The 19,242-nt window shown below is 67.4% G+C and carries 15 protein-coding genes; 6 read left to right on the forward strand and 9 right to left on the reverse strand.

All coding sequences use genetic code 11. The features are described from left to right. Positions 1-16: 16 nt before the first annotated feature. A complete protein-coding gene (locus Mspo_RS14825; protein ID WP_159731052.1) occupies positions 17-619 on the forward strand; it encodes a 4'-phosphopantetheinyl transferase superfamily protein in 603 nt (200 codons plus the stop codon). Positions 620-719: 100 nt separating this feature from the next. Here Mspo_RS14825 and Mspo_RS14830 read toward each other — a convergent pair whose 3' ends face one another. After that, positions 720-2,744 (reverse strand): thioredoxin domain-containing protein, encoded by a 2,025-nt coding sequence (locus tag Mspo_RS14830; protein ID WP_244613463.1) that lies wholly within the window; start codon positions 2,742-2,744, stop codon positions 720-722. A 137-nt stretch (positions 2,745-2,881) separates the two neighbouring features. On the opposite strand from Mspo_RS14830, the gene Mspo_RS14835 reads away from it, so the two are divergent. Next, positions 2,882-4,492 (forward strand): FAD-dependent oxidoreductase, encoded by a 1,611-nt coding sequence (locus Mspo_RS14835; protein ID WP_159731056.1) that lies wholly within the window; start codon positions 2,882-2,884, stop codon positions 4,490-4,492. Here Mspo_RS14835 and Mspo_RS14840 read toward each other — a convergent pair. The 5 genes from Mspo_RS14840 to Mspo_RS14860 form a co-directional block, all read right to left on the reverse strand. Next, positions 4,468-4,728, reverse strand: a complete 261-nt coding sequence (locus Mspo_RS14840) for a hypothetical protein (protein ID WP_159731058.1) — start codon at positions 4,726-4,728, stop codon at positions 4,468-4,470. The genes Mspo_RS14835 and Mspo_RS14840 overlap by 25 nt on opposite strands. Before the next feature lie 105 nt (positions 4,729-4,833). Continuing rightward, complete coding sequence (locus tag Mspo_RS14845) at positions 4,834-5,235, reverse strand: PRC-barrel domain-containing protein (RefSeq protein WP_201281716.1); 402 nt, start codon at positions 5,233-5,235, stop codon at positions 4,834-4,836. Positions 5,236-5,324: 89 nt separating this feature from the next. Beyond that, on the reverse strand, positions 5,325-7,628 hold the full coding sequence (locus Mspo_RS14850) for an amylo-alpha-1,6-glucosidase (protein ID WP_159731060.1): 2,304 nt from the start codon (positions 7,626-7,628) through the stop codon (positions 5,325-5,327). Beyond that, a complete protein-coding gene (locus Mspo_RS14855) occupies positions 7,582-8,769 on the reverse strand; it encodes a glycosyltransferase family 4 protein (RefSeq protein WP_159731062.1) in 1,188 nt (395 codons plus the stop codon). The genes Mspo_RS14850 and Mspo_RS14855 overlap by 47 nt, the downstream gene beginning before the upstream one ends. A 66-nt stretch (positions 8,770-8,835) precedes the next feature. Then, entirely contained in the window at positions 8,836-10,320 is a 1,485-nt protein-coding gene (locus Mspo_RS14860; RefSeq protein ID WP_244613464.1) for a CHAD domain-containing protein, read from the reverse strand. Between the two features lie 325 nt (positions 10,321-10,645). Between Mspo_RS14860 and Mspo_RS14865 the strand changes: the two genes are divergently transcribed. Further along, positions 10,646-11,509 (forward strand): nickel/cobalt efflux transporter, encoded by an 864-nt coding sequence (locus Mspo_RS14865; protein WP_159731066.1) that lies wholly within the window; start codon positions 10,646-10,648, stop codon positions 11,507-11,509. Positions 11,510-11,616: 107 nt separating this feature from the next. On the opposite strand, the gene Mspo_RS14870 is transcribed toward Mspo_RS14865, so the two are convergent. The 3 genes from Mspo_RS14870 to Mspo_RS14880 are packed head-to-tail and all read right to left on the reverse strand — an operon-like array spanning position 11,617 to position 15,781. Then, positions 11,617-12,486, reverse strand: a complete 870-nt coding sequence (locus tag Mspo_RS14870; RefSeq protein ID WP_159731068.1) for an NAD(P)-dependent oxidoreductase — start codon at positions 12,484-12,486, stop codon at positions 11,617-11,619. A gap of 10 nt (positions 12,487-12,496) precedes the next feature. Beyond that, positions 12,497-15,268: a heavy metal translocating P-type ATPase gene (locus Mspo_RS14875; RefSeq protein ID WP_159731070.1), complete on the reverse strand. Its 2,772-nt coding sequence runs from the start codon at positions 15,266-15,268 to the stop codon at positions 12,497-12,499. Positions 15,269-15,295: 27 nt separating this feature from the next. After that, on the reverse strand, positions 15,296-15,781 hold the full coding sequence (locus Mspo_RS14880) for an isoprenylcysteine carboxylmethyltransferase family protein (RefSeq protein WP_159731072.1): 486 nt from the start codon (positions 15,779-15,781) through the stop codon (positions 15,296-15,298). Positions 15,782-16,021: 240 nt separating this feature from the next. On the opposite strand from Mspo_RS14880, the gene Mspo_RS14885 reads away from it, so the two are divergent. From Mspo_RS14885 to Mspo_RS14895, 3 genes are all read left to right on the forward strand, one after another. Further along, on the forward strand, positions 16,022-17,152 hold the full coding sequence (locus Mspo_RS14885) for an 8-amino-7-oxononanoate synthase (protein WP_159731099.1): 1,131 nt from the start codon (positions 16,022-16,024) through the stop codon (positions 17,150-17,152). After that, positions 17,149-17,784, forward strand: a complete 636-nt coding sequence (gene bioD / locus Mspo_RS14890; protein ID WP_159731074.1) for a dethiobiotin synthase — start codon at positions 17,149-17,151, stop codon at positions 17,782-17,784. Before Mspo_RS14885 ends, bioD begins: the two co-directional genes overlap by 4 nt. Before the next feature lie 103 nt (positions 17,785-17,887). Further along, positions 17,888-19,147: an adenosylmethionine--8-amino-7-oxononanoate transaminase gene (locus tag Mspo_RS14895; protein WP_159731076.1), complete on the forward strand. Its 1,260-nt coding sequence runs from the start codon at positions 17,888-17,890 to the stop codon at positions 19,145-19,147. Positions 19,148-19,242: the final 95 nt, after the last annotated feature.

Below are 19,242 nucleotides of genomic sequence, written 5' to 3' on the forward strand. Positions count from 1 at the left end.
AGGTCGGATCGAGGTCATGCGGCTCGATCTCGACCTTGCCGCGCCTTGGGACGACGCCGATTGGGGCGTGCTTACCGCGGAGGAGCGGGAGCGCGCGCTGCGTTTTCTGCGACATGAGGATCGGCTGCGCATGATCGCGACGCGCGCCGCATTGCGTCGCCTGCTCGGCGAGAGGATCGGCGTCGCGCCGGCGGATTTGCGCTTCGAGGCCGGGCTTCACGGCAAGCCGCGCCTCGCGGAAGGCGGATTGGAGTTCAATGTCTCGCATTCGGGCGCTCATGCGCTCATCGCGATCGCTGAGCATCTGCCCGTCGGCGTCGACATCGAGCGCATGGACGAGACGGCGGATGTCGCTGGCCTCGCATCGATCGCATTGACGCCGCAGGAGCGCGACGCGATCGACGTCGCCGGCTTTTTCGAGCGCTGGGTCGCCAAGGAGGCCGCGTTGAAGGCGCTGGGGCTCGGCATAGGCGAGAAATTGCAGGCTTTCTCGGTCTGGCCGGGGCAGGGCGATCTCTTTGAATTGCGCCATGCGGAGACGGAGTGGGGCGATCTTCGCGCCGCGCGCCTCGAGGCGCCGCCGGGCTATGCGGCGGCGCTCGCCTGGAGGGCGCCCTAGCGTTTCCAGCCGAAGTGGACGCCGCTTCGGCGTCGGAAACGCGTTGAAACAAAGATCTAGAATCTCTCCGTGTTTCAATGAAGCACGGAGAGATTCTAGCTCACGCGCGCAATTCGCGCGCGAGCATTTCCGCTTCGACGATCGGCAGCGAGCAGGTCGCGCCGCGGCAGACATAGGCCGCGGCCTTTCCGTCGATCTGCGTCTTGCCCGCGGCGAGATGCGCGGAGGGCAGGCCCGCGCCCGGCGCGACGACGGCGAGCGTGCGGCCGGGCAGGCTCGCGTGATGCACGACATGCAGCAACGCCTCCGTATCCGGCGCGTCGCGCTCGCCGATGATGACGATCTGCAATCCGTCGCGCAGAGTCTCGGCGCCGTTCAGCAGAGTCGAATAGCCGAGCAGGCCGCGCCGCGCGACGCCGGCGAAAGCGGCGAGAACCGACTCGGCGCGCGCGCGGTAGCGCTCTTCGCCGGTCAGATGATAGAGCTGCGCAAGGACCTGCGTCATTGCGCCATTGCCGGAGGGCAGCGGCGCATCCTCGGCGATCTTGGCGCGGCGGATCAGCGCCTCGGCGTCGTCCGCGGTGAAGAAATAGCCGCCGGTTCTCATATCGCGATAATGCGTCTCGACGATCTCCACCCAGTCGCGGCAGCGCTCGAGAAAGCGCGTCTCGCCCGTCGCCTCGTGGAGGGCCAGCGCGGCGCGGGCGAGATCGGCGTAATCGTCGAGCACCGCCATATGTTTCGCGCGCCCGGCGCCATAGGAGTGCAGCAAGCGGCCATCGGCGGTCGTCATCTGCGCGGCGATGAAATCGAACGCCGCCGTCGCCGCGGCGAGCCAGTCGCGCCGCTCGAAGACTTGCGCCGCGGTCGCTATCGCCGCGATCATCAGCCCGTTCCAATCGGCGAGCGCCTTGTCGTCGCGGCCGGGCCGCACGCGCGCCGCGCGGGCCGTCATCAGTCTCGAGCGATCCGCCGCCAGCGCCGTCTCTTCTTCCGCCGCAAGGAGATCCATGCCGCGCAGGCGATTGGGAATGGATTTGCCTTCCCAATTGCCGCCGTCCTCGATGTCGTAGACGGCGCGGAAGGCCGCCGCGCGGTCGCCTAGGACGGCGTCGATCTCCGCCGCTGTCCAGACATAGAATTTGCCTTCCTCATGCTCGCTGTCGGCGTCGAGGCTGCTCGCGAAGACGCCCTCGGAAAGGCGCATCTCGCGCAGCGCCCATTGGATCGTCTCCTCTATGCGCGCGGCGTAGAGCGGCTTTTTCTCCTCCTGCCAGACGAGCGTCAGCAGATCGACGAGCTGGGCGTTGTCATAGAGCATCTTCTCGAAATGCGGGACGAGCCAGCGCTCGTCGGTGGAGTAGCGCGCGAAGCCGCCGCCGAGATGGTCGTAGATTCCGCCCTGACAGATATGGTCGAGCGTCGTCAGCGCCGCCTCGCGATAGGAGGCGCGGCCCGTGCGCTTCCACGCGCGCCAGAGGAATTCGAGGCTCGCCGCCTGCGGAAATTTCGGCGCGCCGCCGACGCCGCCATGCACGCGGTCGATATAGCCGTCGAGCTTTTCCCCGATCGTCTCGACGAGCTCGGGCGAGATGGGCTCCGCCGGGGCGGTCTCGGCGAGACGGTTCAGCCCGTCGCCGATCGCCGTCACATTGCGCGTGACGACCTCGGGCTTCTCGCGCCAGAGCTCGGCGACGGCCTTCAGAATATCGGCGAAGCCGGGCATTCCGTAGCGCGGCTCGGGCGGGAAATAGGTTCCGCCCCAGAAGGGCTCGCCCTCCGGAGTGAGAAACATGGTGAGCGGCCAGCCGCCGCGCCGGCCAGTGAGCTGCAACGCCTGCTGATAGAGATGGTCTATGTCCGGCCGCTCCTCGCGATCGACTTTCACATTGACGAAATTCTGGTTCATCAGCGCGGCGATCGCCTCGTTCGCGAAGCTCTCGGCCGCCATCACATGGCACCAGTGGCAGGCGGCGTAGCCGCTGGAGAGCAGGATCGGCTTGCCGCGCTCCTTGGCGAGCGCCAGCGTCTCCGCCGACCAGGCCCGCCAATGGACGGGATTGTCCTTGTGCTGGAGGAGATAGGGGCTCGTCTCCTCGCCGAGGCGGTTGCGGTCCTCAGTCACTGTCGTCTCTCTCGTCGGAGGGCGCGTCGCGCGTTGCATGTCGGGCGCCAGCGGCAAGGGCGCAAAAGCGACAAAATCCCCGGCACGCGCTTTGCGTCGCTGTGCCGCAAAAGGCCTGATGGCTCGGGAGCTGAACGATGCTGGACGTTGTGATTGTCGGAGGCGGAGCCTGCGGCTTGGCGCTGGCGCGCGGCCTCGCCGTGGCGGGGGTGAATTTCGCGCTCTATGAGGCGCGTCCGCGACTCGGCGGCCGCGTTTTGTCGGTCGAGGACAAAGCCTCGGGACTGCGCGTGGATCTCGGGCCGACCTGGTTCTGGCCGGCCACGCAGCCGACCATCGCCGCCCTGGTGAAGGAGCTCGGGCTCACGGATTTTCCGCAATATGATCCGGGCACGGCGCTGCTGCTCGCTTTCGGCGACAAGAAGCCCGAGACGCGCATGACGCCCGATCTCCATTCCGGCGCGCGCCGCCTCGATGGCGGCATGGCCTCGCTGATCGAGGCCCTGGCGGCGGCGATTCCGCCGGAGGCGATCCATCTCTCCTCGGCTCTGCGCGCCATCTCCGATCGCGGCGATCATGTCGAGCTTTCCTTCGAGACGGAAGGCGGAACCGAGACGGTGACGGCGAAGCGGGCGGTGCTCGCCGTTCCGCCGCGTCTGCTCGCGGAGCATCTCGCCTTCGCGCCGGAGCTCGACGCTCTGAGCCGCAACGCGATGCGCAGCGCGCCGACCTGGATGGCGGCGCAAGCCAAGGCCGTCGTCGGCTTTTCCGGCCCTCCCGCTTGGCGCGCGGAAGGCCATTCCGGCAATGCTTTCGCCACCCATGAGCAGGCGGTGCTGGGCGAAATCTTCGACGCCTGCGACGCGACGGGCGAGCGCGCGGCGGTCGGCGGCTTCTTCGCGCTCTCGGCGGAGCTGCGCGAAGCCTTCGGCGGCGGCATGCCCATGCTCATCGACAGCCAATTCGTCCAATTGTTCGGCAAGTCGCTCGAGGCCGGCGGCGAGCAGCATATACAGGATTGGGCGCGCGAGCCCTTCACCTGCGCGACGATCGATCTGACGCCGCCCTCGGAGCATCCCGATTATGGCGATCCGCTGCTGCGGCAAGCGTTCTGGGAGGGCAAGCTCTATCTCGGCGGCACGGAGACCGCGCGCGAGGGCGGCGGCTATCTCGAGGGCGCGCTGGTCGCGGCGGAGCGCATCCGGCGGCGCCTTCTCGACCAGAAGGAGACGTCGATGATAATTTCCAGCGAAGGCGCCTCGGGCGAGGCGCTGAACGAAGCCAGCCTGGCGCGCTTCCGCGAATGGGTGAACGCCAAGCGCGCGCCGACTTTCGCCAGCTATCGGCAGCGGCTCAATTTCGGCCTTTCCAACGGCCAGCGCGAGCAGATCACCCAGCGCGCCATGCTCGGCGCGATGGAGGCGGCGCTGAAGGAGGCGCTCGCCGTGCTCGAGAGCCTTCCCTTCGACCATTCGGTCGTCGCGGTGGACAAGGGGCGGTCCGATCTGACGCCGCTCGTGCAAAAGTCCTTCGACGGCTTCATCCAGGAGCTGCTCGACGGCGTCATCGATTACAACCGCACGTCCTGCGCGCTCTCCAATTTCCCCGAGGAGCACAAGCCGTCGAAGGATTATCTCAATGTCACGCTGCTCGACATAGCGGCGGCGTGGAAGGAGTTCTCGCTCGACGCCAATCAGATACTGCTCGACAAGAAGGTCGCCGATCAGCAGGCGACGCGCAGTCTCTGATAGCCGACAAACGCGCCCCAGCCATCGAAGACCGCCGCGTTCACGAGACAGCCGTTGCGGGCGTAGACGTAAGGATAGGGCGCCGGATATCGGTAGAGATAGGAGTAGGGGGCGGCGGCGAGGAGCCCGACCCGATCGGGAACGAAGAAGCCGTCGGCCTGCGCATAGGCGGGGACCGACGGCGCCGACGAAAGCGCGGCCGCGAGTCCGACCGCCGCGAAGCGTTGAATTGTCACCTGCAATCTCCATTCGAAATACGAGAAGTCTGGAAAAAGCCGAAGCGCGAATCGACCGGTCGAGATTTTTAACGCATCGCGGCGAAGTCTGTCGATCCACGAGATTCAACCGCGCGGGCGCGGCTGCTGTTCGCTTGCTTGCGTCTGCTGCTCGTCCCAATAGGGACGCGCATGATAATGCTCGTGGACCCGCTTTTCCCAGTCGCGATCGCTCCAACTGTCGTCGCTGAACTCCGGCGCGTCTTGCAGCTGCTGCTCGACAATGTCGGCGACATAGCCTTCGCGCTCGCTGTCATAGGAGAGAGAGTTCCACGGCAGCGGATAATGGCTGTGGCCGAGGCCGAGGAAGCCGCCGAAGCTCATCACGGCGTAGCGCACGCGGCCCGAGACCTTGTCGATCATCAGATGGTCGATCTCGCCGAGCTCATTGCCGAGGCGATCGAAAACCGTGGCGCCCGCGACGTCCTCGCTCGAGACCAGATTGAAGTCCGGATTGGCGCTCGCCATTGTCAGCTCCTTTGTGGGGGCTCGATCGTCCCGAAGCAACGCGGAGCCGCGCGAAAGGTTCCGTCACGCTGTGAACGCGGCGCCGCGTTTCAGCCTTTCACCGTGAGCGGATGCTCCCGCACGTCCGGATCGAAGACGAGCGACACTTGGACGTCGCCGATCGTGCGCAGCACATGCAGCGAGATGGCCGAGCGCACGTCTTGCCGCAGCGCCAGATCGACGCGCGCCTCCCCGAGCGAGAGATCGCGTATGACGATCTCGCCCGCCGAGGGAGGCACGGCCGGATTGACGAGGCGGATCTGTCGCGCCTTGTGATCGAATTCGAGACCGAGCATCGTCTGGATGAAGAGGAAGGGCGCGCTCGCCGCCCAGGCCTGCGGCGAGCAGGCGGCGGGATAGAGCGTCGGACCGCGCCCGCGCCGGCGCCGAAAGCCGCAATAGAGCTCTGGAATGCGGCGCGCCTCCATATAGCTCGCCGCGCGCGTCAGCGAATCGAAAACCGCGGCGACCTCGTCCTTGAAGCCGTAGCGGCCGAAGCCATGCGCGATGAGCGCATTGTCATGCGGCCAGATGGAGCCGTTGTGATAGGACATGGGATTGTAGCGGCTCTCGCCGCGCGCCACGGTGCGCAAGCCCCAGCCGGAAAAAAATGCGGAGTCGAGCAGGCCTTCGGCGACTCTCTGCGCGCGATCCGGCTGCGCTATCCCCGCATAGAGCGCATGTCCCGCATTGCTCGTGCGCACCTTGCATTGCTTCTTCTCGCCGTCGAGCGCCAGCGCATAGGTTCCGATCTCCTCGCACCAGAACGCGTCCTCGAAGCGCGCGCGCAGGGTCTCGGCGGCGCGCGTCAGCTCCTTCGCGCGATCGTCGAGGCCGAGCTCGCGCGCGCAATGGGCGGCGAGACGCCGCGCGGCATAGACATAGGCCTGCGCCTCGACGAGCGCGATCGGCCCTTCGGCGAGACGCCCGTCGGCGTGGAACACGGAATCGTGCGAATCCTTCCAGCCCTGATTGCGCAGGCCCTGGTCCGTATGGCGCGCATATTCGACGAACCCGTCGCCGTCCGGATCGCCGGGCCCGTCGATCCAGGCGAGCGCGCGCTCGATCGCCGGCCAGAGCTCGGAGACGAGCGCATAATCGCCCGTGCGCCGGGCGTAATAGCCGGCGAGCACGACGAACAGAGGCGTCGAGTCCACCGATCCGTAATAGAGGCCGAAAGGCACTTCGCCGAGCGCGGCCATTTCGCCGTCGCGCATCTCGTGCAAAATCTTGCCCGGCTCGCTATCGGCGCGCGCGTCGACATCATCGGCCTGATGGGCGGCGAGGCGCTTCAGCACGCCGACCGCGATCGAAGGATCGAACCACAGCATCTGCAGGGCGGTGATGATTCCGTCGCGTCCGAACGTCGTCGAATACCAGGGAATGCCTGCATAAGGATAGCGACCTTCCGGCGTCTTGGTGAGCAGCATTCGCACATCCGCGGTCGAGCGCCAGAGAATCTGGTTGAGCGTCGGATCAGCGGTCTCGACATGCGCGCTCTGGATGGTGGTCGCCTTCAATTCGCGATGCAGGCCGGTGAGGCCGTTGAAGAAGGATTGCGTCGATTTCGGCAAGCGTCCGCGGCTCGCCGCGGTGAGAAAGATCGTCTGCGCCTGACGCGGCGCGAGCCGTAGCGAATAGGTGGCGAGGCTGTCGATGAGCAGCGACGGATCGGGCTCGAAGGAGAGCGCCGTCTCGCGCAGCGCGCCGTCGAGGCCGCGATAATAGAGCGCGACGGCGCTGGCCGCGAGAAGCTGCGTCCATGCGCGTCCGCGCCGCGCCCGCCGCACGCCGCGCACCTCGAATATGTCGGCGAAATCATTGGCGAAGCCGATCGACAGATTGAGTCGAACCTCCTCGGCGCTCTGATTGGAGATTTCGAGCCGCTCGCGCAGCGAGCCGTCCTTCAGATAGAGCGTGCGCGAGACATAGACGGAATCCTTGAGCAGAGCGATCTTGTCGTCGCGAAAAATATCCGGATTGGTGAGATCGACGTAGAAGCTCAGATTGTCGTCGCGCAGCGCCGAGTCGAGCAGCAGCGGCTGCGCCCCTTCGATCAGCAGCTCGAGATGCGAGAGATAGCGGGTATCGTGATCGAAGAGCCCATCCGGCCCGCCTGCGGTCGCGCCTATGTCGCCATGGCTGTCGAAGACGGCGAATGTGTCGTCGTGCTTCAGCGTCCGGCGCGGCCGCGATGGCGGGCCGGTCGCCGGTATATAGAATTGCAGCTCATGCGCCTGTGGCGTGTCGCCGCCCGCCTCGGGCGGCGCTCCGGCGGCCGGAGCCGCGACGTCTTCGCCGTTCGAGCTAGGGCGTGGGATAGGGGTGGTCCGGTTCGATTGTGTCCTCGACATGTTCGTTGAAATAGGTCGGCGGAACGACAATGGGACGAGCGCGCAGCTCTGCGGGCGCAGGATCACGCAACAGCCGGCGATAGATCGCGACATATTCTTTCGCCATGCGCGCGGCGGAAAAGCGCGCCTCGAAGCTCCGCCGGACGCGGCCGCGATCGAGCGAGAGCAGGCGGTCGAAGCGTTGAATCGCCTCCTCGACGCTGTCGACGAGGCAGCCGGTGACGCCTTCCTCGACGATCTCCGGCGCCGAGCCGCGTCGAAAGGCCAGCACGGGCGTGCCGCAGGCCATCGCCTCGATCATCACCAGGCCGAAGGGCTCCGGCCATTCGATCGGAAACAGCAGCGCGCGCGCGTCGCCGAGAAAGCGGCATTTGCGGCGGTCGTCGATCTCGCCGACGAATGTGACGTCGGGAGGAGACAGCAGCGGCTCGATCACGTCGTGAAAATAGGCCCTGTCCGGAACGTCGACCTTGGCTGCGATCTCGAGCGGCAGGCCGACGGCCTTGGCGATGGCGATCGCATTGGCGAGCCCCTTCTCCGGCGAGACGCGGCCGAGAAAGGCGAGATAATCGCCTTTTGGACGAAGCGTCGGCGCGAGCAGATCGAGCGGCAGGCCGTTCGAGACGGTTCCGACGAAATTGGCGTGGGGAATGGGCTCGCGCTGCGCGTTCGAGATGGAGACGAGCGGCATTTCCGGAAAACCGGCGTAGAGGCGTTCGAAATCCGGCAGATCCTGGCGCCCGTGCAGCGTCGTCAGCGTATGGGCGGCGATGTCGCGAAACAGCGGGAAATGAAGATGGTCGACATGAAAATGCAGAATGTCGAATTGCGACGCCATGCGCCGCGCGCGATCGACCATCAGCAGATAGGAGGGCGTCGGATCCACGCCGCCCTTTTGGCGCAGCGGCAGATCGCTGCAGCAGACGAGGCGCGCGGAGGTCGCCGAGCCGCCGCTCGCGAACAGAGTGACCTCATGGCCCTGCGCGACGAGCTCTTCCGTGAGATAGGAGACGATGCGCTCCGTGCCGCCATAGAGGCGAGGCGGAACGCTTTCGATCAGCGGCGCGATCTGCGCGATCTTGAGAGGCTGCGGACGCGTCCATTCGATCGGGTCGCGCCATTGCGGCGACATGTTGTTCATTTCGAGAAACCGGCCCGCTCCCCGTAATGATCAACGTTCGGCGCGCCTCATGGTTCCTCGCGCGTGTCAGCGCCAGAAGGTCTCGAGCTTCCTCGCGGACTTCTCGATCTTCTTCCAATCGACGGCGCCGCGGTCGCGCGCATGGGCGCACCGACCCACGGCGAAAGCGCTCGCCGGCGCGAGAGCCGGATCTGCTTCGCCGAGCTCGCGTAAAAGCTCGGCCGCGACGGCCAGATCGTTGGAGACGCCGAGCTTGTCCTGCAGCGCGGCCGTCCGCCGCAGATAGCGGCGCGCCTCGTCATGCGCGTCGAAGAGGGATTCGAAGAATTCCGCCGCGTATCGCGCCTTCTTGAAGGCGATGCGCGCCTTGTGGCGCTGCTCCGGCGAGAGCGAAGCGAGGTCGCGGCTCTTCTTCATCGCGCGCCGATGCAGGCGATCGAGCGACCGAATGGCGAATTCCCGCGCCGAGCCGGGCGCGCTCGGATCGAGGGCGGCCGTCGTCGTTCCGTTTGCGGGGAGCGGAGCCCAATCCTTCGCCGCCAGAGCGGCGCGAAGATCGACGACGAATTGCGTCGTCTGCGGCGCCGCGATCAGCGCGGCGACCTCGGCGTGAGTCTCGATGCGCCGGCGTTCGGCCGCGTCGAGCAGCGCATAGAAGCGCGGCTCGCCATCGGCCTCAGCGAGCGGGCCGGCGATTAGCATGTCGGCGAGCACGTCCAGATTGCGGGCGGCGCCGAGCGTCGCCGCGATTTCTTTCGCACGCGCGCAAGCGGTCTCCAACGCTCGGCTGGCGACGCCTTCGAGCAGCATTCCGGCGCCCGCGCGCAATCGCCGCAAGGCGACGCGCATCTGATGAATCGCCTCCTCGGGCGCGTGAAACTGCAGCGCCGGCCAATTGGCCACGAATTGATCGAGACAGGCGGACATCGTCACGACGATCGCCTCGTCGAGCGACGCGTCGCGGGCGAGCGCGGGGCGGCGGCCCTTCACCGGGGCTATCCCCGTTTCGCTCGCGCGGGCGAGCGCGAGCTCCGCCTCGCTCGCCGGCAGAAAGCGCGCCTCCGCCTGTCGCGCGAATTCGGCGGCGACCCGCCACAGCTCGTCTTCCGCGCCCTCGAGGAGCTGCAGCTCGATCTCGTGAAAATTCGAGCGTCGCCCGCCGCATTCGACGAAGCCGTCGTCGAAACCGACGGCGATGCGCGTGTCGGCGCGCTCGAGCACGCGCTCCCGCCGCTCGGTCTCGGCGACGCTGCGCGCCTCCAGCGGGCGGTCCGCGATGGATCGACGCAGAGGTTCGGAAAGCCCCAGCATTTTGCCGACCTCGAGCGTCGGCACGCGCAATTCGATCGAGCCGCGAGCGCCGTCTGGCGTCATCGGCCGGGCCCAGCTGAGTTCCACAAAAGCGGCGCCGTGCATCTCATAGCCGCGCAGCAGAATATGCTGCTTGCCGAGGTCGTGGACGGCGGTGTCGAAGGTGATCGAGCGGATGCGCCGCGTCGGCCGCGAGACGGCGCCGACGGAAAGGCTCTCGCTGCGCTGGGCGGCGCTCATGCCGGCGCGATCGGTTCCAAAACGGATGCGAGGCCCTTCGCCGCCTCGTCTCCGCAAAGCCCGTCGCACCGCCTCCTGGGCGGCTGCGCTCGATGCGAGAAGGCGATCCATGACGATGAAACCCTGAGGCTTTCGGGTTCGGTGGGGCAAGTTTCGGCTCTCCGGGCGAGCCGGTCAAGGGGGGGGCTCCGATATCAGATATGGCGAATATGGACAATTTTCTATTCATCCTTACCGCGGCAAAAGCGTCGCAGCCGCGGGGCAGGCCCTTAACCGCCGGGCCAAAAATAAGTATATGCGCCCGGGGGCGGGGAATTGAGGTCGCATGGCGAACATCGCGGATCTGTTTCGGGACGGCGCGGCCAACGCTTGGCTGTTCGCGCCGACGGCGGTGGCGCTCGGCGCACTGCACGGGCTCGAGCCCGGCCATTCCAAGACAATGATGGCGGCCTTCATCGTCGCCGTGCGCGGCACGGTCGGTCAGGCGGCTCTGCTCGGCGTCTCGGCGACGATTTCCCATACGGCGATCGTCTGGATCGTGGCGCTCGCCGGGCTCTATTTCGGCTCCCATTGGAATGCGGAGGCCAACGAGCCCTATCTGCAGATCGCCTCGGGCGCGCTGATCCTCTGCGTCGCCGCCTGGATGACATGGCGCGTCCGGCGGGACCGCCGGCCGCGCGAGCATGGTCACGATCATGCGCACGATCACTCTCATGCGCATGACCATGATCACGCGCATCGCCATCAAGCGCATGACCATACCGAATCTGAGAATTCCCTGCTCGCGCTCGACGAAGAGACGATGGACGCGCATGAGCGCGCCCATGCGGAAGATATTCGGCGGCGCTTCGCCAATCGGCATGTGACGACAGGGCAGATTATTCTGTTCGGCCTCACCGGCGGGCTGATCCCTTGCCCGGCCTCGATCACCGTGCTCCTGCTCTGCCTGCAGCTCGGCGAATTGACGCTCGGCGCCGCGCTGGTTCTGTGCTTCAGCATCGGCCTTGCTCTGACCATGGTCGCCGTCGGCGTCGCCGCCGCGCTCGGCGTGCGCCATGCCGTGCGCCATGCGTCGAATCGCTGGTCCGGCTTCGAGGAGATCGCCGCCAAGGCGCCCTATTTCTCGAGCGCGCTGATCTTTGTCGTCGGCCTCTACACGCTCTATTCGGGTTTTTCCTCCCTCGCCTGAACGGTCGCGCTTTAAAGCGCTTCCAGCCGAAGTGGATGCCGGTTCGGCGTCGGAGACCCGTCAAAAGCCTAGAGTCTTTCCATGTTTCAATGAAACATGGAAAGACTCTAGGCGCCGCCGAAGGGGATTTTCTGAACGCCGGCGGTGATCGGCGCGTCGAGGAAGAAATCCAATATCGCCGGCGCGCTCGGGTCGACCGCGTAGCGCGTGAAATCGGTCACGCCTTCTTGCGCCAGCACATTCACGTCGATGAAGAAATTGCCGGTGCAGGCGCGCGCGTCGCGCGTCAATATCGCATGGGCGGCGTCGGCGACGATCTGAGGCTTGCGCGCGCGCCGCAGCGCGGCCTCGCCGCCCAGAAGATTGCCGATCGCGGCGGTGGCGATGGCCGTCTCCGGCCAGAGCGAGTTCACCGCGACTTTCCCAGCGAGCTCGCGCGCGAGGCCGAGCGTGACGAGGCTCATGCCGTATTTCGCCATCGTATAGGCGAGATTGGGAGCGAACCAGCGCGGGTTCATGTCGAGCGGCGGCGACAGAGTGAGAATATGGGGATTGTCGGATTTTTTCAGATAGGGCAGGGCGAGCTTGGCGCAGAGGAATGTTCCGCGCGCATTGATCTGATGCATCAGATCGAATCGCTTCATCTCTATGGCTTCGACGCTGCGCAGATCGATCGCGCTCGCATTATTGACGAGAATATCGACGCCGCCGAAGATCGCCGCAGCCTTGTCGAAAGCCTCCTGCACTTGCGCGTCGAAGCGAATGTCGCAGGGCAGGGCGAGCGCCCGCCCGCCGGCTTTCTCTATCGCCGCGGCGGCCGTGTAGACGGTCCCCGGCAGCTTCGGATGTTCGATGACGCTCTTGGCGACGATCGCCACATTGGCGCCGTCGCGCGCGGCGCGCTCCGCTATGGCGAGGCCGATGCCGCGGCTCGCGCCGGTGATGAACAGCGTCTTGCCTGCGAGCGATCCCGCCATGGTGGCGCGCTCAGGCCGCGACGCGGGCCGGATAGCCGGCCTCGGTGATGATCCTGGCGAGGGCTTCCGGATCCTCTGGCGAAGGCGAGACCTCCACCTTGCCCGTGGCGAGATCGATCTTCACCTGCGCTTGCGGCTCCGCCTTCTGCACCGCCTCGGTCACATGCTTCACGCATTTGCCGCAGGACATTTCCTGAACGTCGAAAGTCGTCGTCATCGGTCTTTCCTCTTCTTCGATGCTCGAAGGCGAGCCTACGGGCGCGCTCTCCTGCGCCTTTGCCGTTGCGCTCGACTCCCCCGGCGGGCGAAAGCGTCTCAGCCTCAGCGCGTTCGTCAGCACGAAAACGCTGGAAAAGGCCATGGCGCCGGCGGCCAGCATGGGCGAGAGCAACATTCCATTGACAGGATAGAGCGCGCCCGCCGCCACGGGAATCAGAACCACATTATAGGCGAAGGCCCAGAAGAGATTCTGCGCGATATTGCGCATCGTCGCGCGCGAGAGGGCGAGCGCGGCCGGCACTTTGGAGACATGGCCGGACATCAGCACGACATCGGCGGCCTCGATCGCTATGTCGGTTCCCGTGCCGATCGCAATGCCGACATCGGCGGCGGCGAGCGCCGGCGCGTCATTCACCCCGTCCCCGACAAAGGCGACCATGCGGCCGTTGCGCAGGCGCTCGAGCGCGGCGACCTTGCCTTCCGGCAGCACGCCGGCGACGACCTCGTCTATGCCGAGCTTCGCCGCTATGGCGCGCGCGGCGCGCTCGTCGTCGCCGGTGATCATCGCCGTCGCGACGCCTTGGGCGTGCAGCGCCGCGACCGCCGCGACGCTCGTCTCCTCGAGCGCGTCGGCGACGCAGAGTATGGCGGCGAGCGTTCCGTCGATCGCGACATAGAGCGGCGTCTTGCCTTCCGCCGCGAGCCGCGCCGCCACCGTCTCGAAAGCCCCCGTGTCGAGGCCGCGCGCGCGCATGAAACGGGCGGCGCCGACGGCGATCTTTCGCCCCTCGGCGCTCGCCCGGACACCCATTCCGGGCGTCGCCGCGAAGTCCCGCGCCTCGACGAGGACGAGGCCGCGCGCCTTCGCGGCGGCGACCAGCGCGATGGCGATCGGATGCTCCGAGCGCGCTTCGACGCTCGCGGCGAGCCGCAGCGCCTCACCGGCTTCGAAACCGGGCGCGGCTTCGAGATCGGTGAGCTCCGGCTTGCCGCGGGTGAGCGTGCCGGTCTTGTCGAAGGCGATCAGCGTGACGTCGCGCAGGCTCTGCAACGCCTCGCCCTTGCGAAACAAAATGCCGAGCTCCGCCGCGCGGCCCGTGCCGGTCATGATGGCGGCGGGAGTCGCGAGCCCCATGGCGCAGGGGCAGGCGATGATGAGCACCGCCACCGCCGTCACCAGCGCGTAAGACGCGTCGCGCTGCGGGCCGAGGGCGAGCCAGGCGACGAAAGTCGCGAAGGCGATGGCCAGGACAGCGGGCACGAAGACGCCGGTCACGCGGTCGACCAGCGCCTGGATCGGCAGCTTCGCGCCCTGCGCCTGCTCCACCATGCGAATGACGCCGGCGAGCACAGTGTCGGCGCCGACGCGCGTCGCGCGAAAGGTGAAGGCGCCGGTCGTGTTCACCGTGGCGCCGGTGACTTCCGAGCCCTTGCGCTTGCCCACGGGGGCGGGCTCGCCGGTGATCATGGATTCGTCGACATGAGAGGCGCCGTCGACGACCACTCCATCCGTCGCGATGCGCTCGCCTGGCCGCACCTCGACGAGGTCGCCGATGACGACATCCCCGATCGGCAGCTCGATCCGCTCCCCGCCGCGCAGCAGGCGCGCGGTCTTGGGCTGCAGCGCGGCGAGCGCGCGGATCGCTTCCGAGGTTCTGCCCTTGGCGCGCGCCTCCAGCGCGCGGCCGAACAGGATCAGCGTCACGATGACGACGGCGGATTCGTAATAGGCGTCCGCGGCCCCCTGCGGCAGCGTGCCTGGCGCGAAAGTGGCGGCGACCGAATAGAGATAGGCGCTCATCGTGCCGATGGCGACGAGCGAATTCATATCAGGATGGCCGCGCCAGAGCGAGGGAAAGCCCTTCTCGTAGAAGGCGCGGCCCGGCCCCGCGAGAACCAGCGTCGCCAGCGCGAAGGAGATATAGAGCGTCGTCTCGTGGCCCATATTGGCCATGATCCAATCGCCGAGCCCCGGGATCGTATGCGCGCCCATCTCGAGGATGACGACCGGCGCGCTCAGCGCCGCCGCGACGAAGAGGCGCCGTCGCAGCGACGCCGCCTCCCGCTCGCGCGCCTCCCTCTCGTGATCGGCGGCTCTGGCTCCCGTCTCCAGCTCGCGCGGCTCATAGCCGGCCTCGGCGACGGCGCGGCGCAGCGCCTCGGCCGTCTCGCCGCCGCCGAGCGCCCGCACGCGCGCCCGCTCGGTCGCGAGATTGACCTCGGCGGCGATCACGCCCGGCACGGCGCGCAGCGCCTTTTCGACATGGGCGACACATGACGCGCAAGTCATGCCGCCGACGCCGAATTCGATCGTCTCGACGCCCGCCTCATAGCCGGCCTCCTCGACGGCTCGGGCGATGCGCGCGAGATCGGCGCCGGGCGCGAGCGCGACATCGGCGCGCTCGGTCGCCAGATTGACCGAGGCCGAGAGCACGCCGGGCGCGCCGCGCAGCGCCTTTTCGACATGCGACACGCAGGAGGCGCAGGTCATGCCGCGCACGCCGAAGGAAAGATGCGTGGCCTCCACGGCGGGCGGGCGGGCGCGAGTCGAGACGTCGTTCATGCGGATTCGCTCCTCTCGCGCGTCAGCCTACAGCCAACGGCGGGTTCTCGCGACATAGGCGTCGAATTCCGCGCCGAATCGCTGCGACAAATGGCGTTCTTCGCGCTCTATGGCCAGTCGCTGGAGCGAGAACGCCAGCGCGGGCGTGAGCAGGAGCATCCAAGCCGATCCGAGCGCGAGGCCTAGCCCTGCGACCAGCGCCACATGCGACACATAGATCGGATTGCGCGACCAGCGGTATGGGCCCGTGGTGACGAGGCTCGAGACCGCGCGGTCGGGCCTTATCGTCGTGCCCTGCCGGCGCATCAGCGCCGCGCACCATAGGTCGTTGGCGAGCGCCAGCGCGACAATGAGGCCCCCGGCGATGCGCGCGGCCGGCGGCCAGGCGCCTTCGGCGAGCGGCAGCAGCGCGTCGAGCGCCGCCCCTCCCGCGATCGCCGCGAGGAGCAGCAGCGGCGGCCATGCGATCGGCGACGGCGGCTCGGCCTCGGCTCGGCTGTCGGTCTTGGGCATGGGGATCCTCTTTCTGCTCAGATCGCGTTGGCGCGAACAAATTTCAAGCCGAGAGGCGGCGGAGAAGCGAGGCGTCGGGCCTGCTGTCGGGCTTCCTTGCCGTCCTGCCGCCGGCCGGCTATGTAACCGCCGCTCCGGCGCGACGAAAGCCGCGGCCGTGAAGGAAGAAATCGCGAGCTCGGCGCGTCGGCCGGGCCGCTCGGGAAGGATTTCGTGACGACAGATCAGCGCGAGGGCGGGATGCTCGACGTCTACGCCGCGGATCTCGCGAGTTTCGCCGCGCAGGACCGGCTGCGCGCGCTCGCGCCGCGCCGCGGGCTCGATTTCACCTCCAATGATTTTCTCGCCCTCGCCGCGTCGGAGGATTATCGCGAGGCCGCGGCCGCGGCGCTCGCGCGCGGCGTTCCCATCGGCGCCGGCGGCTCGCGGCTCCTGCGCGGCAATCACGAGGAGCATGAGGCGCTGGAGCGCGAGGCGGCGGCCTTCTTCCGCGCCGAAAGCGCGCTCTATTTCGGCGCCGGCTTCTCGGCCAATGAGGCGCTGCTCTCCACTCTGCCGCAGCGCGGCGATCTCATCGTCCATGACGCGCTCGTCCACGCCAGCGCGCATGAGGGCATGCGCCTCTCGCGCGCGGAGACGGTCGCCGCTCTGCACAATGACGCCGACGCTTTCGCGGACGAGATCGCCGCATGGCGCCGCGGCGGCGGAACGGGCCGGCCCTGGATCGTCGTCGAGAGCCTCTACAGCATGGACGGCGATTTCGCGCCGCTCGATTCGCTCGCCGAGATCGCCGCGCGTCACGACGCCTTCCTCCTCATCGACGAGGCCCATGCGACGGGCGTCTACGGCCCCGGCGGACGCGGCCTCGCCGCCGCGCTCGAGGGGCGCGAGACTGTCGTCACGCTGCACACTTGCGGCAAGGCGCTCGGCGTCTTCGGCGGCCTCGTGCTGCTGCCCTCGATCTTGCGCGATTTTCTGATCAACCGCTGCCGGCAATTCATCTTCGCCACCGCGCCGTCGCCGCTCGTCGCCGCCTGCGTTCGCGCCGCTCTGCCGATCGTCGAGCAGGCGGAAGGCCGCCGCGCCGCGCTGCGCTCGCGCGTCGCCGTGGCCGCGCGCGAATTGCAGGCGGCGGGGCTCGCGCCCGCGATTTCGCAAATCGCGCCCATTGTCGTCGGCTCCAACGCCCGCGCTCTGGCGCTCGCCGCGGCGATGCAGGCGCAGGGCTATGACATTCGCGCGATCCGCCCGCCCACGGTGGCGGAAGGAACGGCGCGGCTGCGCCTCTCCCTCACTCTGCATGTGAGCGAGGCGCAGATTTCCGCCATGGTCGAGGATCTCGCGCATGAGCTCGCGAGGCTGCCGCCGTGACGCGCCTCGTCGTCGCCGGAACCGACACCAATGTCGGCAAGACGGTGTTCTCCGCCGCCCTCGCCGGCGCGCTCGGCGCCTTTTATTGGAAGCCCGTGCAGTCCGGCCTCGAGGGCGAGACGGACACGATGGCGGTCGCGCGACTCTCTCGGCTTTCCGCCGACCGGCTTCTGCCCGAGGCCTATCGCCTCCGAACTCCGGCCTCGCCGCATCTTTCCGCGCGCCTCGACGGCGTGGAGATCGATCCCGGCCGCCTCTCTCCGCCGCCTCGCGCGCCGCTCGTCATCGAGACGGCCGGCGGAGTGATGACGCCGCTGACCGACGCGTTCTCGACGATCGAGCTGCTCGCGCGCTGGCGGCTTCCGGTCGTTCTCTGCGCGCGCACCACGCTCGGAACGATCAATCACAGCCTGCTGTCGCTCGAGGCCCTGCGTCGGCGCGACATTCCGATCCTCGGCGTCGCCTTCATCGGCGAGGAGAATGAGGAGACGCAGCGAGTAATCGCGAAATTCTCCGGCGCGCGCGCGCTCGGCCGTCTGCCCTTCGTCGCGCCGCTCGACGCCGAGAATTTGCGCGCGACTTTCGCCGCGCATTTTCACCGCTCCGATTTCGCCGGGACGAATTCGCAATGACGCCGCTCCGTCATTGCGAGCGAAGCGAAGCAATCCAGAGTCGCGGGGCGGCTCCTGGATTGCTTCGTCGCTTCGCTCCTCGCAATGACGACGGTTAAAGGAGATGGCAATGACCTCGCCCGTCTGGCGGCCTTTCACCCAGCACGCGCTGCAGAGGGAGGCGATTCTCGTCACGCGCGGCGAGGGCGCCTGGCTCGAATGCGCGGATGGCCGCCGCATTCTCGACGCGATCTCCTCATGGTGGGTCATCACCCACGGCCATCGTCACCCGAAGATCGTGCAGGCGATCAAGACGCAAGCGGATCGGCTCGATCAGGTGATCTTCGCGGGCTTCACGCATGAGCCCGCCGAGGCGCTCGCGCGCCGCCTCGTCGCGCTGACCGCGCCGGGGCTCGATCATGTGTTCTATTCCGACAGCGGCTCCACCTCCGTGGAGGTCGCGATCAAAATGGCGCTCGGCTTCTTCCGCAATCGCGACGCCGCGCGCGCCCGCGTGATCGCGCTCGAGCACGGCTATCACGGCGACACGATCGGCGCCATGTCGACCGGCGCGCGCTCCGTCTTCAACGCCGCCTATGAGCCGCTGTTGTTCGATGTGACGCGCATTCCTTTTCCCTACGCCGGACGCGAGCGGCAGACGCTCGACGCTCTGGAAGCCGCTTGCCGCGGCGCGGATGCGGCGGCCTTCGTCGTCGAGCCGCTCGTGCTCGGCGCGGGCGGAATGCTCGTCTATGGCGCCGATACGCTGCGCGAGATGCGGCGCATTTGCGCGGCGCATGGCGTGCTCTTCGTCGCCGATGAGGTGATGACCGGCTTCGGCCGCGCCGGAACGCTCTTCGCCTGCGAGCAGGCCGGAATCGTTCCCGACATCGCCTGCTATGCGAAAGGGCTCACGGGAGGATCGGTCCCGCTCGCCGTCACAATGTGCTCGGCGGAGATTTTTCAGGCGCATTATTCGACCGACCGCTCGCGCACATTCTTTCACTCGAGCTCCTTCACCGCCAATCCCATCGCCTGCGCGGCGGCGCTCGCCAATCTCGACATATGGGAGAGCGAGGACGTGCGCGGCCGCATCGCGCGTCTCGCGGCGATGCAGGAGGAGCGGCTGCGCCGCTTCGCGAATGACGCGCGCTTTTCGGATGCGCGGCGCATCGGCACGATCGCGGCGCTGGATCTGCGCGTCGCGGACTCGGGCTATCTCGCGACGATAGGCCCGACGCTCTATGAATTCTTCGTCTCGCGGGGCCTGCTGCTGCGGCCGCTCGGCAATACGATCTATATTCTGCCGCCCTATTGCATAGAGCCGAGCGAGCTCGATTCTCTCTATTCGGCGATCGACGAGGCGGCGGATCGTTTTCGCTGATCATTGAAGGTTCGCGCCCCTTCTCCCACTCGTGGGAGAAGGTGGCCCGGCGCAGCCGGGTCGGATGAGGGCCCTGTGCGCGCAATATGAATCTC

Origin of the sequence: Methylosinus sp. Ce-a6, assembly GCF_009811655.1 — a bacterium.
Lineage (GTDB): Bacteria > Pseudomonadota > Alphaproteobacteria > Rhizobiales > Beijerinckiaceae > Methylosinus.

What these genes read in the sequence shown, in the direction of transcription:
- Mspo_RS14875 (WP_159731070.1), bottom strand. Translation starts at nt 15,268, where the DNA reads ATGAACGACGTCTCGACTCGCGCCCGCCCGCCCGCCGTGGAGGCCACG.
- Mspo_RS14870 (WP_159731068.1), bottom strand. Translation starts at nt 12,486, where the DNA reads ATGGCGGGATCGCTCGCAGGCAAGACGCTGTTCATCACCGGCGCGAGC.
- Mspo_RS14880 (WP_159731072.1), bottom strand. Translation starts at nt 15,781, where the DNA reads ATGCCCAAGACCGACAGCCGAGCCGAGGCCGAGCCGCCGTCGCCGATC.
- Mspo_RS14895 (WP_159731076.1), top strand. Translation starts at nt 17,888, where the DNA reads ATGGCAATGACCTCGCCCGTCTGGCGGCCTTTCACCCAGCACGCGCTG.
- Mspo_RS14845 (WP_201281716.1), bottom strand. Translation starts at nt 5,235, where the DNA reads ATGGCGAGCGCCAATCCGGACTTCAATCTGGTCTCGAGCGAGGACGTC.
- Mspo_RS14825 (WP_159731052.1), top strand. Translation starts at nt 17, where the DNA reads ATGCGGCTCGATCTCGACCTTGCCGCGCCTTGGGACGACGCCGATTGG.
- Mspo_RS14835 (WP_159731056.1), top strand. Translation starts at nt 2,882, where the DNA reads ATGCTGGACGTTGTGATTGTCGGAGGCGGAGCCTGCGGCTTGGCGCTG.
- Mspo_RS14885 (WP_159731099.1), top strand. Translation starts at nt 16,022, where the DNA reads ATGCTCGACGTCTACGCCGCGGATCTCGCGAGTTTCGCCGCGCAGGAC.
- Mspo_RS14860 (WP_244613464.1), bottom strand. Translation starts at nt 10,320, where the DNA reads ATGAGCGCCGCCCAGCGCAGCGAGAGCCTTTCCGTCGGCGCCGTCTCG.
- Mspo_RS14850 (WP_159731060.1), bottom strand. Translation starts at nt 7,628, where the DNA reads ATGTCGAGGACACAATCGAACCGGACCACCCCTATCCCACGCCCTAGC.
- Mspo_RS14865 (WP_159731066.1), top strand. Translation starts at nt 10,646, where the DNA reads ATGGCGAACATCGCGGATCTGTTTCGGGACGGCGCGGCCAACGCTTGG.
- Mspo_RS14855 (WP_159731062.1), bottom strand. Translation starts at nt 8,769, where the DNA reads ATGAACAACATGTCGCCGCAATGGCGCGACCCGATCGAATGGACGCGT.